The sequence below is a fragment of the Parahaliea maris genome (assembly GCF_008064665.1).
Taxonomy (GTDB): Bacteria; Pseudomonadota; Gammaproteobacteria; order Pseudomonadales; family Halieaceae; genus Parahaliea; species Parahaliea maris.
Window position 1 is genome coordinate 167,829 of the sequence record NZ_VRZA01000002.1, and the last position, 14,025, is coordinate 181,853.

14 protein-coding genes are annotated in these 14,025 nt (G+C 61.9%); 4 read left to right on the forward strand and 10 right to left on the reverse strand.

Annotated features, from left to right (window positions below):
• Positions 1 to 41 precede the first annotated feature (41 nt).
• The 3 genes from FV139_RS05210 to FV139_RS05220 form a co-directional block, all read right to left on the reverse strand.
• Positions 42 to 1,376: a DUF418 domain-containing protein gene (locus FV139_RS05210; protein ID WP_148067210.1), complete on the reverse strand. Its 1,335-nt coding sequence runs from the start codon at positions 1,374 to 1,376 to the stop codon at positions 42 to 44.
• A 216-nt stretch (positions 1,377 to 1,592) separates the two neighbouring features.
• Entirely contained in the window at positions 1,593 to 2,801 is a 1,209-nt protein-coding gene (locus FV139_RS05215) for a lipase family protein (protein ID WP_148067211.1), read from the reverse strand.
• 229 nt (positions 2,802 to 3,030) lie between these two features.
• Positions 3,031 to 3,570 carry a fused DSP-PTPase phosphatase/NAD kinase-like protein gene (locus FV139_RS05220; RefSeq protein ID WP_187276409.1) on the reverse strand — a complete coding sequence of 180 codons (540 nt, stop codon included), beginning with the start codon at positions 3,568 to 3,570 and terminating at the stop codon, positions 3,031 to 3,033.
• Positions 3,571 to 3,792: 222 nt separating this feature from the next.
• On the opposite strand from FV139_RS05220, the gene FV139_RS05225 reads away from it, so the two are divergent.
• Positions 3,793 to 5,904, forward strand: a complete 2,112-nt coding sequence (locus tag FV139_RS05225) for a TonB-dependent copper receptor (RefSeq protein WP_148067213.1) — start codon at positions 3,793 to 3,795, stop codon at positions 5,902 to 5,904.
• A 34-nt stretch (positions 5,905 to 5,938) separates the two neighbouring features.
• Here the strand turns inward: FV139_RS05225 and FV139_RS05230 are convergent, their stop codons facing one another.
• The gene (locus FV139_RS05230) at positions 5,939 to 6,397 is read right to left on the reverse strand and encodes a helix-turn-helix transcriptional regulator (protein WP_187276410.1); all 459 of its coding nucleotides are present in this window, start codon (positions 6,395 to 6,397) and stop codon (positions 5,939 to 5,941) included.
• Positions 6,342 to 6,965, reverse strand: coding sequence for an AraC family transcriptional regulator ligand-binding domain-containing protein (locus FV139_RS05235; protein WP_187276411.1), 624 nt, complete (start codon positions 6,963 to 6,965; stop codon positions 6,342 to 6,344). Before FV139_RS05235 ends, FV139_RS05230 begins: the two co-directional genes overlap by 56 nt.
• A 112-nt stretch (positions 6,966 to 7,077) precedes the next feature.
• Between FV139_RS05235 and FV139_RS05240 the strand changes: the two genes are divergently transcribed.
• Positions 7,078 to 8,268, forward strand: a complete 1,191-nt coding sequence (locus tag FV139_RS05240; protein ID WP_148067216.1) for an alkane 1-monooxygenase — start codon at positions 7,078 to 7,080, stop codon at positions 8,266 to 8,268.
• A gap of 10 nt (positions 8,269 to 8,278) precedes the next feature.
• Positions 8,279 to 8,446, forward strand: a complete 168-nt coding sequence (locus FV139_RS05245) for a rubredoxin (protein WP_148067217.1) — start codon at positions 8,279 to 8,281, stop codon at positions 8,444 to 8,446.
• A gap of 55 nt (positions 8,447 to 8,501) precedes the next feature.
• Here the strand turns inward: FV139_RS05245 and FV139_RS05250 are convergent, their stop codons facing one another.
• The 3 genes from FV139_RS05250 to FV139_RS05260 are packed head-to-tail and all read right to left on the reverse strand — an operon-like array spanning position 8,502 to position 9,628.
• Positions 8,502 to 8,867: a hypothetical protein gene (locus FV139_RS05250; RefSeq protein ID WP_148067218.1), complete on the reverse strand. Its 366-nt coding sequence runs from the start codon at positions 8,865 to 8,867 to the stop codon at positions 8,502 to 8,504.
• A gap of 15 nt (positions 8,868 to 8,882) precedes the next feature.
• The gene (locus FV139_RS05255; protein WP_148067219.1) at positions 8,883 to 9,152 is read right to left on the reverse strand and encodes a hypothetical protein; all 270 of its coding nucleotides are present in this window, start codon (positions 9,150 to 9,152) and stop codon (positions 8,883 to 8,885) included.
• A complete protein-coding gene (locus FV139_RS05260; RefSeq protein ID WP_235898556.1) occupies positions 9,149 to 9,628 on the reverse strand; it encodes an Lrp/AsnC family transcriptional regulator in 480 nt (159 codons plus the stop codon). The genes FV139_RS05255 and FV139_RS05260 overlap by 4 nt, the downstream gene beginning before the upstream one ends.
• A 204-nt stretch (positions 9,629 to 9,832) precedes the next feature.
• Here FV139_RS05260 and ilvB point away from each other — a divergent pair, with 204 nt between their 5' ends.
• Positions 9,833 to 11,695: a biosynthetic-type acetolactate synthase large subunit gene (gene ilvB / locus FV139_RS05265; RefSeq protein WP_148067221.1), complete on the forward strand. Its 1,863-nt coding sequence runs from the start codon at positions 9,833 to 9,835 to the stop codon at positions 11,693 to 11,695.
• A gap of 45 nt (positions 11,696 to 11,740) precedes the next feature.
• Here ilvB and FV139_RS05270 read toward each other — a convergent pair whose 3' ends face one another.
• The gene (locus tag FV139_RS05270) at positions 11,741 to 12,751 is read right to left on the reverse strand and encodes a PrsW family glutamic-type intramembrane protease (RefSeq protein ID WP_187276412.1); all 1,011 of its coding nucleotides are present in this window, start codon (positions 12,749 to 12,751) and stop codon (positions 11,741 to 11,743) included.
• 77 nt (positions 12,752 to 12,828) lie between these two features.
• Complete coding sequence (locus FV139_RS05275) at positions 12,829 to 14,022, reverse strand: urate hydroxylase PuuD (protein WP_148067223.1); 1,194 nt, start codon at positions 14,020 to 14,022, stop codon at positions 12,829 to 12,831.
• Positions 14,023 to 14,025: the final 3 nt, after the last annotated feature.

Sequence of the window (14,025 nt, forward strand, 5' to 3'; positions counted from 1 at the left end):
CTACTTGCTTCAGCCAGTGGTGGCGGGTCGATCGTTGGTTTTCATGCTGATTCGAGTGCCCCCCCGGTTTTCTGCCCAAGGCGCAGGGAAGGGCGGGTACCGTAGGTCAGCGCGCGCCACAGCCATTCCAGTGGCCCCATGCTGTAGCGTCGGAGCCACCACACCGAGAAGATTGCCTGGAAGGCCCAGATAGGGAGAATCACCAGCCAGATCTCCGCCCGGTCCACCTGCTGGTGCAGGCCGAGGCCGAAGCCATACCACACCAGTACCTGGAACACCGACTGCATGAGGTAATTGGTAAAGGCCATGCGGCCGATGGCGCCGAGCACTCGCCGTAAGGCACCGAGAATATTGTAGGAAAACAGTAACTGGACAAGTGCCAGATGGCCGATGCCGATGGCGAGCCGCCGGATGTCGTAGAGGTAGGTGAACTCCACTACAGAAAAATAGTTGAAGCCCCCGGACCACAGTGACCAGGTACGATAGGCGCCCACGCCCAATCCCACACCGTAGCCCGCCAGCAGCAGGCTCCAACTGGTCCCGCGGGATGGCGCTACCATCAGCCCTGCGCGGTACATCAGCATGCCCAGGGCGACGGCCATCAGGCAATCGGTGAGAAAGCGCCAGAAGCTGCGAGAGGCAAAGAACCCCAGGTAGTCCTTGGCGAGCTTCTGCCACAATTCTAACGCGGTACCCTCAGTATAAAGCTCTCTTTCTTCAGTCCGTTTGGCCTCATCCGGTTGCCAGCGCACGTGGCGCTTTTCCCAGCTCTTGATGTCAGATTGCTGTTCATCATCCAGGGTGGTCCCGCTGGCCAGCTCGGCCTTGGCGCTCTGGTACTTTGCATATTGCTCTTCGGTGCTGCTCACCCAGGTGTGAGTGTTGAGCAGTTGTACGGCGAACAGGGCGGCAAACAGCACGGCGAGCCCTCGGGGTGAGAGATTGCGGAAGGCGAATAGCAGTAAGCCGCAAATTCCGTAAAACAGCAGGATATCGTAGGGATACACGATCACCAGCATGTTGATCAGGCCAAAGCCTATGAGCAACAGCATGCGGCGCGCATGGATGTCGAGTGGGTTCAGTGTGGTGTTTTTGGCTTCCAGACGGTCGATAAACAGCAGCATGCCGGCGCCAAAGAGAATGGAGAACAGGGCACGCATGGAGCCTTCAAAAAACGTCCCCATCATCAGCCAGGACAGCAGGTCCGCGGTACTGTCACCTCCGCCAGCGGTGATGTTGAGATAGGCGCCCCCGACCAGGGCCATACCGGTGGAGTTCATGATCAGGATGCCCAGCAGGGCGAGTCCCCGTGCGGAGTCGAGCGCGTCTATGCGCTCGTTCAGCGAGGTTGGCAGTGCAGTGGGTGGAACCGACATTGGCGTTGCTCCCGAGCCGACCGTCAGGAAAATGTAGTCGAGCTTGCTAGTGAGAGCCAGGCATCAAGTACACAATTCTGTCATAAAGTGGAATGCCGGCAGGCCTGTTGGTCATTGCCGGGGCTCCAGCGGAATGCAGGCCCACAGCCGTGCGGATGCAGCATTCAGGCCGCCCGTGGCGAGGTAGACTTTCGACAGGACGTCAAAAGCGCGAAATTACGCGCCTGCGCTGACCCTGGGAACCGGAGACGGCGCCAGTGGCAGACGCGAATACGCCTCGGTCACCACGTGCAGGTAGCCCGAGATCACGCGGGACAGCGGCCACCACACTCCCGATCGTTTGAGGATCTCGTGTGCGATCACTCCCGTCTGCTGGCTGACGTGGCGCCCGATGGCGGATTGCTGCTCCGGGAAAGACAGGCCCAACAACTCAAAGTAGGCCAGGGTGTGCTGGTACAGCACCTGGGCGATCAGATTCACCGTGTCCGGTAGCAGGCGGAAGACCAGATCCTCCTTCAGCGCGCCCGGTAGCACGATGGGGCTGCTGTCGATGTGCTGGTAGTTGATGCCATTGCTGGCGGTAATCAGCGCGTCTACGGCGCGATCCCAGAGTGCGTCCCTGCCAATTTCCGGCGTGTAGAGCGCCTTCAACTCGGTCAGTCCCGGCACATCCCAGGCGTGGGTCACCACATCCATCGGATTGAAGATCCGGTGCAGGTGCGGGCCGAAACGCTGGTTCATGTATCCCGCAAAGGCGGCGTCACCCGGGGAGGGGCCGGCATAGGCGTAGACGTCGATTTCGGTCAGTCCACGGGGGTCCCAGTCGCTCTGGGTATCCAACAGCCAGAGTGCGAGAGCGGGTGACAGGGCGCCTCCGAGGCTGTGCCCCGCCACAGTGAGTTTGAGTTTCTTGCGGCGTCTCTTGAGGTACCCTTCGAGGAATCCGCCCAGTGATTCATTGCTGCCCGGAGGTACCATGCCCTGCAAGGCGCGCAGGCCGGTAAGCGTGCCCCGGGAGATGGCGCCCGCCGGTTTACCGCCCGCGTAGGTCCAGGGGCGGGTCTCGTCCACGTCGAAATCCTCGGCCAGCCAGGCGTAGGCCGAGAACGGATTGGTCCCGGCGATACTGACGAAAAGCTCGTCGCCGCTACCGTGCTCGGCGACGAACATGGTGTTGGCGGGCACGGCTTCGGGAACAGCCTGGAATACTCCCGGCCCCCAGGCGAGGTCCCAGTCACCGAGTGGTTCACTGAGTGCCATTAGAGCCCTCGCCACCAGCTTCCTCGCGTTCTCTTCCACATCGGGCCCCGAGAGTGGCGATCCCAGGTAGGGCACGAATGCCATGATGAGGTTGCGCTGTACCCTATCCAGCGTGCTGGCGCTTGTGGAACACAGATCGGGATTGAACTTGATGCTGGGCTTCACGATAGATTCCCCCTGACTATTGCACAGTCTGGCTGTAATACAGCGATATGAAAGTGGCAAAAGGGTGACGCGGACTGGCGGACAAGGCTGCGTCTTGGTGCGCGTTGGTTATTGCTTGCCTGCCAGAAAAAAGCATAGAAGCGAAGGCGGATAAATCAAGGCAGAATTTGAGCGGCCGGTGGATTGCGACATTTCCGGAGCCAGTAGCACCTGAACACCGACTGATGCTCTATTGGCTCGCGTGCTCGCGCACCTGCGCTTCGCGGTCTGGCCGCAGGCCGATGGTATAGGCTTCCTCGAGAACCTGGTCTAGAGGGCGCCCGCGACCCAGTTGGTAGGCGGCCCACATCACGGCGGCGCGGTTCCCGGAGGCGCAATGCATCAGCAGGGGCTGGTTTGCCGGGTCCTCCACCAGTTTTGCAAAACGGGCGACCGCCTCAGGAGCAGGCCAATCCCGTCCAAGCGGGATATTAACGTAATGCATGCCGGCCTGTTCCACGGCCGTTTCCTCCGTGCCGGGTTCTTCTCCTGCAGTCCGCAGATCCACCACGGTGCGAAACCCGTGTTCAGACAGTTCTTCTGCCGCACCGGGTTGCAGGCTGCCGGAGGTGGCGATCATGGGGCGATGGCGGTGGTAGTTTTCAATTTTCTCACTGACCCTGTCGCCAAAGGGAACATCCGCCATGGCCGCGGGTAGCAGCATGAGGCCGGTGGCCAGCGCGGCCAGTGAGCGCCGCAGGGTGACAAGGGCGGAGTGCTGGTAGTTCATCAAAGAGGTCTCCTCGGGTCTGCCTGGCTTCGTTCCAGAGTGTAGTCGCAGCATTGCGCAAAGGCGATACCGGTAGCTGTGCTCAGCACTACGACGCTCTTTCTACATGCGACACTCTCTACATGCGACATTCTCTACATGCGACACTATGTCACACGCCCCTGCGGCAGTGCGCTGCTACCATGCCTGGCTCCTTCAGTTGTACTGGTTCCGATGATGCGCATGCGATTACGTCCCCTGTCCCGACCCTCGCTCTCTGCCACGCTTTGTGCTGCGTTGGCCTGCGCTGTTCCCTCCGTATCGATGGGCGGGGACGCACTGGAGGAGATGATCGTTACCGCGGTGCGGATGGATAAACCACTGCGCCTCGTCACCGATCCGCTGAAGCCCCGTCAGCCACTGCCGGCGAGTGACGGCGCCGGTTACCTGAAGTCCATCCCAGGATTCTCGGTCATCCGCAAGGGCGGGTCGGACGGCGACCCTGTGTTGCGTGGTATGGCGGGATCCCGCCTGTCCATGTTGCTGGATGGAGACGTCATTCTTGGTGGTTGCAGCAATCGCATGGATCCTCCAACGGCCTACATATTTCCTGAAACGCTCGATGTCATCGAAGTGATCAAGGGCCCTCAGAGCGTGCGCTACGGGCCGGGTAACTCCGCTGGCGTGGTGGTATTTGAACGGGATAACCAGCGTCCGGAGGAGGCCGGCTGGAGCGGTCATGCCAGTTTGCTTTCCGCAAGTGCCGAAAGGCTCGATGGCATGCTGGACGCGCGCTACACCAATCGCGATTTCACCCTGCGTACCACCGGGTCCAGCACCTCTGCGGAAAACTACGAGGATGGTGACGGCACCGAGGTTCACTCCCGCTACGAGCGTTGGACGGCCCAGGTCGATTTCGCCTGGACCCCGGACGATGACACCCGGCTGGAAATGGGCGCAGGCTTCAGTGACGGCGAAGCGGCCTATGCCGATCGTGGCGTGGATGGCTCCCTGTTCCAGCGCGAGGCTTACAGCGCCAGCTTCGAGAAGCGAAACCTCGGTTCTCTTCTGGATAGCATTGAGGTGGCCGCTTACCATAACTATGTTGATCATGTGATGGACAACTACAGCCTGCGGGAACCCGCCGCCATGATGGCCTCGCGGATGGCGATGAACCCGGACCGGGAGACACGGGGGGGCAGGCTGGTTGTCGGCCTGACACCCGCGGCTACCGTCGATGTCACCCTGGGAGGTGACCTGCAGCGCAATGACCACAGCAATCGCAGCAGCATGAACCAGGACATGGTTGATTATCGCGACCTGGCACGTGAACCGGATGCCCGGTTTGAACAGGCCGGCCTGTTTACCGAGGTGAACTGGCGAGCGACGGAAGCCAGTCGCTGGCTGGCGGGTGCCCGTGTCGATCAGTGGGAGGTGAGTGATTTACGCAGCGAAGTCGCCCTTTCGATGATGTCATCGGTCCCCAATCCCACCTCCGGAGAGTCTCGCGATCAGAGTCTCTACAGTGGTTTCATGCGCTTTGAGCGGGATTTCGACAGTCCGGGAACCTATGCCACAACAGCGTACGCCGGTATTGGCCATAGTGAACGTTTTCCCGATTACTGGGAAATGATTGCCAAAGAGACTACGGACTCCGTCAGCGCATTGGGCATCGATCCCGAGAAAACCACCCAACTCGATGTGGGACTCCTCTATAACGCTGACCGCTTCAGCGCGGGGCTGTCCCTGTTCTACAACGAAATCGATGACTTCCTGCTGATCGAATCCGGCTTCGAGAAGCCCGCGGTTATGGGGGCCATGCCGATGAATGCCATGGCGACGAACTCCATGGCCGCCACTCGTGAAACCACCGTGGTGCGTAATATTGCCGCGCGCTCCTGGGGGTTGGAGTGGGATATGGCTTACCGTCTCACTGAGCGGCTGCGTCTGGAGGGCTCCCTGGCCGCCGTTCGCGGTGCCAATGACAGCGACGGAGAGACCCTGCCTCAGTTGCCACCACTGGAGATGCGTATGGGGCTTACCTACGAACGCAGCAACTGGTCTGCAGGCATGTTGTGGCGGGCGATCGCCGCCCAGGACCGGGTCGATCCGGGCCGCGGGAATATTGTGGGCCAGGACTTCGGGCCGACCGACAGTGCCGATGTGCTGTCGCTGAATGTTGGCTGGCAGCCAGCGGCCTCCCTGCTGGTGACTGCGGGAGTGGATAACTTACTGGATGCAACCTACGCCGAGCACATCAGCCGGGCCGGCGCCACCGTGCAGGGCTTCGATCAACTCGCGCGCATCAATGAGCCGGGGCGCACGTTCTGGTTGAAGGCGAGTTACAGCTTCTAACCAGGGGTACCACCGGATTCTGTCGTGCTGGCAGTCAGTTATCCCGCCGCCAGCGCGCCGGCGAGCAGCCGTGCCAGCGGCGGAAGGCGCGGCCGAAATTGGCCGGTTCCCGGTAGCCCAGTAGCTCCCCCACCTCGGCCACGCGCAGGCCAGCATTGCCCAGCAGGGCGCCGGCGAGTTCCCGCCGTTGTTGTTCCATGATCTCCCGGTAGCTGGTGCCTTCCGCTCGCAGCCTGCGGATCAGGGTGCGTTCTGTCATGTGCATATCCGCGGCGATACCGGCCAGGGTTGGTGGTGGCCCCGGCGGTTTTTCCCTGCGTATCAATTGGTCAAAGTGGTTACTCAGCATGTTGCTGACGGCCCAGGTCGTGCTGCCACCCTGTTCCCTGCTGGCGATGATCTCCCGGCAGCGCAGGGTATTGAGACGGTAGGTAACTTCATCGTGCAGGGGGGAGGGCAGTGCACACCAGGTGACCGGCAGGGAAATGGACACGCGGGGGGCGTCGAAGATGACCTGTGCCTGGTAGGTCGCCGTAAAGTTTTCCAGGTCGGGGGGGCGGCGGCCCGGTGAATCGTACCTCGACATTGTGCCCCACAGGATGGCCGAGGATGGTAGCGAGCAGCGACTCGGCAATACGCATGACAACCTGCGCCATGCGTTCGCCAAACACCGCGTCGCCGGTGAGGTCATCGAGGAACAGAAAATAGCGGCGTTCGGCTTCACCTTCTTCAATACGCATGGCCGAGTTGCGGGCCGGATACAGGTTGCCCAGGACTGCTAGCGCAGCGCCCAGGGTGGGCGCGCTGAGGGCGGCGAAGCCCAGCGGGCCGTGAGAGCTGATATTGAACAGGGCCCCCAGTGCCGGTGCCCAGGCACGTCCGGGTTGTGCGCGCTCAAGGTTATTGAACATCAAGGCCAGCGTTTCCCAGGGGATAAAGTCCTCCCGCTCCAGATCGATGGCAGTCACCCTGGTGCCGGCGAGGGCCGCCGCCGGCGTCAGCCATTCGGAGCGCAGAATCAGCCTGGCGTAGGCGGTGGAAATTTCGAGGTTTCGGGCCATACTGTTGGAGCAAGTGTCATTAAATGACCAGAATATCGTCATTTAATGAAATCGGGCAAGAGGACGCTCTCACCTAGACTATCCTTTATCCAATAACGATAAGGATTGCTTCATGATTACCTACACCCTGGACCACCCCGAGCGCGGCCATATCGAATACCGGGACCGCAAACGCTACCTCTGGCTGTCGTCGCTGTTCATGCCCCTGTTTCCGCTACTAGGCGTCCTGCTTTACTTTGGCACCGGTTCACAGTGGGCGTTGGCGGTGCCCCTGGTCTTCAGCTACCTGATTATTCCCTGCCTGGATTACTTACTGGGCTCTGATGAAAACAATCCCCCGGAAGAAATCGTGCCGCAGCTCGAGGCGGATCGTTACTACCGGGTGCTGACGTGGATCACGGTGCCGATGCACTTTATCGTGCTGATCGCCATTGCCTGGTTTGTCGGTACCCAGCCCCTCACCGCCTGGTCGGTGTTGGCGTTGGCGATCACCGCCGGTAGCTACAGCGGGCTGGGGATCAATACCGCCCACGAACTGGGACACAAAAAACCGGCCTTTGAACGTTGGCTGGCGCGGGTGGTGCTGGCCGTGCCGGCCTACGGGCATTTCTGCGTGGAACATAACCGGGGGCATCACAAGGACGTCGCCACTCCCGAGGATCCCGCCAGCTCCCGCATGGGCGAGAACATCTACCAGTTTGCCTTGCGCGAAATTCCCGGCGCCTTCCGCCGCGGGTGGGAAGTGGAGCGCGAGCGCCTGGCACGCCAGGGCCGGTCGGTCTGGTCGCTGCATAACGAAGTGCTGCAATCCTACGCGCTCAGTGCAGTGCTCCAGGGCGCCCTGATCTTTGCCTTCGGCTGGATCATGTTGCCCTTCCTGCTGATCCACAATGTCTGGGCCTGGTTCCAACTCACCAGTGCCAACTACATCGAGCACTACGGCCTGCTGCGCCTGAAGGACAGCAACGGCCGTTACGAGCGCTGCCAGCCCCATCACAGCTGGAACGCGAACTACATCTTCAGCAATATCGTTCTGTTCCACCTGGAACGGCATTCCGACCACCACGCCAATCCGACGCGGCGTTACCAGAGCCTGCGCAATTTCGATGACATTCCGGAGCTGCCCAATGGCTATTACGGTATGTACCTGCTGGCTTACGTCCCCTGGCTGTGGTTCCGCGTGATGGATCCGAGGGTGCTGGCGCTGCCGCACATCCACGGTAACCTGAACCGGGTGAATATCGATCCCGCCCACCGCGACCGGATTCTGGCTCGCTACGGTGCCGGCGGCGTCACCGCCTGAGGAACCCACCATGAGCCGTTATCGCTGCCCGGGCTGTGATTATGTCTACGACGAGGCGCAGGGCGACGAGCATGAGGGCTACCCGCCGGGTACGCCCTTCGACCAGTTGCCCGATGACTTTACCTGCCCCGATTGTTCGGTCCGGGAAAAAAGCGATTTCGAGCCCTTGCCCGACTGATGGCGGCGGCCAATGGCGACAGCCCGCCGTGAAAATAGACTTGCGTTTGTTGGCATCAGCGGGGAATGGAACATGGCGGGTCTCCTGGTGGATTTTGACTACCCAGTCTATGTGCATCGACGATACCCGCCACCCAGAAAACGGCGAACGCCAGTGAGGCCATTTGTAGCGTATTACTGCCCGCGTGTACCCGGGACATGGTTTCCTGGGTCAGTATCAGCAGGTCGGGCGGCAGCGCCCCCGACTCGAGTTCGGCAACCAGCTCCCGGGTGATAGCGAACACGGTGGACACCAGCAGGTAGAGGGGCACCAGGGAGGCGAGTGCCAGGCTCAGCCCGCGCCACCAGCGACCGAGGTAGCAGTGGCCCACTCCGGGAAAGACCAGGGCCGAGAGCAGAGCGGCGCGGGAGGCCCTATCCATGATAGTCCGGCCGGCTCAGCGCCCGACCAGGCGGGTCCACAGCCGGCTGCCTCCGCGGTACAGGAGGAAGGCGAACGGTGAACACAACAGGGCGAGCAGGGTGAACAGCAGCGGGAGACCCAGCACCAGCCAGGGGCCGTCGGTGCGGGAGATGTCGATATCGAGGCTGATGCTGCCCTCGACGCCACCCACCACCAGCAGGAGGGCGGTGAGTACCAGGCCGAGTGTCAGCATGAACAGGCCGGTGTGGCGCAATTGCGCCCCCAGCAACTGTCGGAAGGTCATTGCGGGGCTCCCGGGTCGCGGATCGGCAGTTCGGTGGTGTACTTCACTTCGCTCAGCGCCACCGAGGAAGTAATGTCCTGTACCCCGGGCAATTGGGACAGGTGGTGACGAAAGAAATACTCATAGCTTTCGACGTCCTCGGTGACGATGCGCAGGAGAAAGTCGCTGCGCCCCAGCATGACGTAACACTCGGTGACCTCCGGGAAGGAGCGAATTTTGGCTTCGAAGTCCCCCAGGGCCTGGCGGCCGTTGGCGGACAGCTTCACCTCCGTGTAGACCACGACATTCAGGCCCAGTTTCCTGCGGTTGAGCATCGCCACGCGGCGCTCGATATAACCCTGCTCCTCCAGCTTCTTGATCCGCCGCCAGCAGGGTGGCTGGGACAGGTTGATACGTTCGGCGATGTCCGCTACCGCCAGGCTGGCGTCCCCCTGGAGGAGTTCGAGGATGCGGCGGTCGGTGGCGTCGAGTGACAAGATATGAACCCTCCGTCGGGTATGTGGGTATAAAAATTACAACATAAATAAATTATAAGAAATAAATATATGAATTTTAGTCTCTTCCGCCCCTAAATAGAAAAGAACTCTCTCCGGGTAGGTTCTATAGTTGTTCTCCAGAGTGTCTGCGCCGGGCCAGGAGGTTACCGGGTGGATGCATTGTCAGGCCAGGGGGAAAGGGCGATGAATTCAGATAATGTGACCTATAACGATGCCACCACGGTCCACGGCGGGACCCTGGAGGACATTGTCCCGGAGCAGCGGGCAGGCGCGCTGCGCGGTGCCCAGCTGCTGGCGAAAGCCCTGCAGGCCGAGGGCGTGGATACCCTGTTTGGCTACCCCGGAGGGGCCAACCTGGAGATCTTCGATGTGCTGCGGGAATTCGGCATTCGCTGTGTGCGCACCGAGCATGAGCAGGGCGCGGTCCATGCCGCCCAGGGCTATGCCAGGGCGACCGGCCGGGTGGGTGTTTGCCTGGCGACCTCCGGGCCGGGCGCGACCAACCTGGTGACCGGTATCGCCGACGCCAACAGTGACTCCACTCCGCTGGTCGCCATCACCGGTAATGTCCCCTCCCACCTGTTGGGCAGAAACGCCTTCCAGGAAGTGGATATCGTTGCCATCACGCGCCCGGTGACCAAGCGCAGCTACCTGCTGCAGAAGGTGAGCGACATTCCGGCCACCGTGCGCGAGGCGTTCCTGCTGGCGGCGGGAAACCGCCCGGGGCCGGTATTGATCGACATCCCCAAGGACATCCAGCAGCACTACCCGCGCGATCCCGAGGGCAACTACGTGGCACCGAGGATTCCCGCGGTTATAGAAGCGCCGGAAAAACCGGTGCGCGGCATGACGGAAAATCAGTTGAGTGAGGCCAGCCGCCTGCTGTCTGAGGCGCGGCGCCCTGTCATCTATGCGGGGGGCGGTGTCATCTCGGCGGGCTGCGCCCCGGCCCTGCTGGCCCTGGCGGAGACCTTGCGCTGTCCGGTGACCACCACCCTGATGGGCCACGGTGCCTTTCCTGCCGGCCATGCGCTTTCGCTGCACACGCTGGGCATGCACGGCGCCCGCTATGCCAACGTGGCCGTGAACGAGGCAGACGTGGTACTGGCACTGGGCGTTCGCTTTGATGACCGGGTGACAGGGAACGTGGATACCTTCATCGCCGAGGGGCGGGTCATACACATCGACATCGACCGCGCCGAGCTGAACAAGAACAAGAGCGTTACCCTGCCAATATGGGCCGACCTGCGCGCCGCGCTGGACCAGTTGCTGGAGCGCGTCGTGGCCTGTGCTTCCGGTGAATGGCTGGACTACCTCGGTCGGGTGAAACGCGAGTTTCCCTACACCATACCCGAGCCCGAGAGCGGCGCGATCAGTCCCCAGTACGCTATAACTTTACTCAATCAGCAGACAGCCGGTGAAGCGATCGTATCGCTGGGGGTGGGACAGCACCAGATGTGGGCGATGCAGCACTACCAGCCGAATCAGCCGGCTTCGTTTCTCAGCAGTTCCGGCTTTGGCACCATGGGCTATGGACTGCCGGCCGCGATAGGGGCAAAGGTTGCTCGCCCGGCGCGCCAGGTGGTGGATATCGACGGTGACGGTTCGCTCAATATGACCATCCAGGAACTGGCGACCTGCCGCCGCTACGGCATCGGGGTGAAGGTGATGGTGATCAACAACCAGTGGCTGGGGATGGTGCGACAGTGGCAGGACATGATTTACCAGGGACACCGTGCGGAGTCGGATCTCTCGGATCCCACCTGCGTCACGCCGGCGGGTGAACGGGACATCTATCCCGATTTTCCCACGATCGCCTCGGGATACCGGGTGAGTGCTGAAAGGGTCTCCCGGCGCGAGGACCTGGCACCTGCCATTGCCCGGATGCTGGCCAATCCCGACGAGCCCTACCTGCTGGATGTGATCGTGGCGGCAGAGGAGAACGTCTATCCGATGATTCCGGCGGGGGGCTCCTACCGCGATATCATCATGGGGCCGGAAGACCTGGCAGCCATGTCGGTGGCATCCCAGGGCAGCAACGTTTGAGTCCCCGTCGCAGGCGGGGCTCCTCCGGTTGAATGGGGGGCGCTCTCAGTCGAGGACGCTCAGCTGCCACAGGTCCTTGCGGTTCATGTGGAGCAGGGGCCTGATGGCCAGCAGGCCGGTGCGGCCGATGCTGGTTTCCAGGTGTTCCAGTTCCGCAAACTTCTCCCGAATTTGTGCATCGACAGGTACCTCGAGGCCGTTCTGCCGCATCATCAGTAAGCCCTTGGCCCGCAGCGCCAGTTCGGTGTACACCCGCAGGTAGCAGAGCATATCCACCAATACCGGCCCGTCGAAATGGGCCTTCAGGTCGGCCATGAACTGGCCCGCGCGGGTGGCCCCGAACTGCCCGGAGGTCAACTGGCGGATGAACTGGGCATCGTCGTCGAAGTCCAGCTCCAGCCAGTGGTGCAGGTGGCTGGCACTCAGGATGAATACGCCATAGAGCAAGGCGGGCAGGGTGGTCAGGAACAGCAGGGTCATCTGCACCGGCGGCAACACGAAGTGATTGAACAGTGAGTGCACGGCGATCGCAGCGGCCAGCCCGGGAATGCAGGCCAGCGGGCTGACATGCAGGTGGCGGTCGGAGAAGACCTGGGTGAGTACGGCGAAGATTGCCGTGGCACCGCCGTGCATGATGGCGGTGCCGAATCCGCGTACCACCCAGATCGCGTGGTGGCCATGCTCCGGGCTGGCGAGGTAGTAGAGATTCTCGCCCAGCGCAAATCCCGTACCCACGGCGAATCCGAGAATGGCGCTGTCCACCAGGAAGCCGATGCGGCAGTTGCGCAGCAGGTACACAATGACCAGCGCCTTCAGGGCTTCCTCGGTTATCGGGCCGACATAGCGGGACAGGGACGTGATCGACAGATCGAACAGGTCCCGCAGGGCGCTATTGACGAAGTAGCCCGCCACCGCGAGCAGGCAGCCAGCGCCAATCACCCCCAGCACCAGCCGGGGGCGGACCAGCTTGTAGCTGTCCATGTACATCAGCACCCCGAGGAACACCAGCACGGGCAGCAGGCCCAGGGGAGCGGTCACCAGTAAGTGTGTATTCATGGGCTGAACTTTGCCGGGCTTGTCGAGCATGATCCCCTGATCGGCCGGGGAAATACAAGCCGCCGGGCGGCGCTGCTCTATTCGCCGGCGCCTTCCCGGATCCACTGGCCCAGCAGGTTGCGCTCTTGCTGGGTCATCCCGGTCTTGTTCAGGAACGGCATGTCGGTGGATTCCACCGAGCGGGCCAGAATCCGCGGCGCCCATTGCTCGATCTGGGCCATGCTTTCCAGCATGACGCCCGCCGGGGCCACGGTGAAAACGTCGTCGCTGGGGCTGGCGGAATGGCAGCTGGCGCAGCGCTCGTGAATGATCGTCTGTACCTGTGCGGCACCCACCTGCTGCTCACTGGCTGCGGGAGCCGGTGCCCGCTCGGGCATGATCACCCAGGCCAGAACCGCCGTGGCCACCAGGGCGGCACCCAGTATCCAGGGCTGCTGTATCCCCTTGTGGCGCAGGTTGAAGTAGTGCCTGGCGAAGGCGGTGATGGCAATGATCGCCAGCAGAACCAGCCAGTTGTGTGGGTGGGCATAGGTCATCGGGTAGTGGTTGCTGATCATGATGAACAGCACCGGCAGGGTCAGGTAGTTGTTGTGGGTGGAGCGCAGCTTGGCCTTTGCACCCCAGGCGGGATCCGGCGCTTCGCCCGCCTCGATGGCTGCCACCAGCGCGCGCTGGGACGGCATGATTACCCGGAACACGTTGCCGGCCATGATGGTGCCGATCATAGCGCCCATATGTATGAAGGCGCCGCGTCCGCTGAACAGGTGAGTGAGGCCATAGGTGGTGACCACCGCTAGCGCGATCAGTACAGCCCCAAGCAGGTAACCGTTGCGTGCCAGCGGGGTTGCGCAGAGCAGTTCGTACAACAGCCAGCCACCCGCCAGGAAGCCGATACCGATCGCAATCGCCTGGTACCGGCTGAGGTCTGCCACCCGCGGGTCGATCAGGTAGGCGTCGGCGCCGATATAGAACACCAGGATCATCAGCATCATGCCGGTCAGCCAGGTGGAGTAGGCCTCCCACTTGAACCAGTGCAGGGTCTCCGGCATTTTCTCCGGCGCCAGCTGGTACTTCGCCACTTCGTAGATGCCGCCGCCGTGGATCGCCCACAGGTCACCCTTGATGCCCTGGTCCTGCTTCCAGCGCGGAGGTTCCTCCAGGCTGTTGTCCAGCCACACGAAATAGAACGAGGCGCCGATCCAGGCGACGCCGGTGATGACGTGGAGCCAGCGGAAAATCAGTTGCAGCCAGTCGAGTAAGTAAGCATCCATGGT

Excerpts from the sequence above, each read along its gene's own strand:
- FV139_RS05245 (WP_148067217.1), top strand. The coding sequence starts at position 8,279 with ATGAGCCGTTATCGCTGCCCGGGCTGTGATTATGTCTACGACGAGGCG.
- FV139_RS05235 (WP_187276411.1), bottom strand. The coding sequence starts at position 6,965 with ATGGCCCGAAACCTCGAAATTTCCACCGCCTACGCCAGGCTGATTCTG.
- FV139_RS05270 (WP_187276412.1), bottom strand. The coding sequence starts at position 12,751 with ATGAATACACACTTACTGGTGACCGCTCCCCTGGGCCTGCTGCCCGTG.
- FV139_RS05255 (WP_148067219.1), bottom strand. The coding sequence starts at position 9,152 with ATGACCTTCCGACAGTTGCTGGGGGCGCAATTGCGCCACACCGGCCTG.
- FV139_RS05240 (WP_148067216.1), top strand. The coding sequence starts at position 7,078 with ATGATTACCTACACCCTGGACCACCCCGAGCGCGGCCATATCGAATAC.
- FV139_RS05220 (WP_187276409.1), bottom strand. The coding sequence starts at position 3,570 with ATGAACTACCAGCACTCCGCCCTTGTCACCCTGCGGCGCTCACTGGCC.
- FV139_RS05250 (WP_148067218.1), bottom strand. The coding sequence starts at position 8,867 with ATGGATAGGGCCTCCCGCGCCGCTCTGCTCTCGGCCCTGGTCTTTCCC.
- ilvB (WP_148067221.1), top strand. The coding sequence starts at position 9,833 with ATGAATTCAGATAATGTGACCTATAACGATGCCACCACGGTCCACGGC.
- FV139_RS05275 (WP_148067223.1), bottom strand. The coding sequence starts at position 14,022 with ATGGATGCTTACTTACTCGACTGGCTGCAACTGATTTTCCGCTGGCTC.
- FV139_RS05210 (WP_148067210.1), bottom strand. The coding sequence starts at position 1,376 with ATGTCGGTTCCACCCACTGCACTGCCAACCTCGCTGAACGAGCGCATA.
- FV139_RS05225 (WP_148067213.1), top strand. The coding sequence starts at position 3,793 with ATGCGATTACGTCCCCTGTCCCGACCCTCGCTCTCTGCCACGCTTTGT.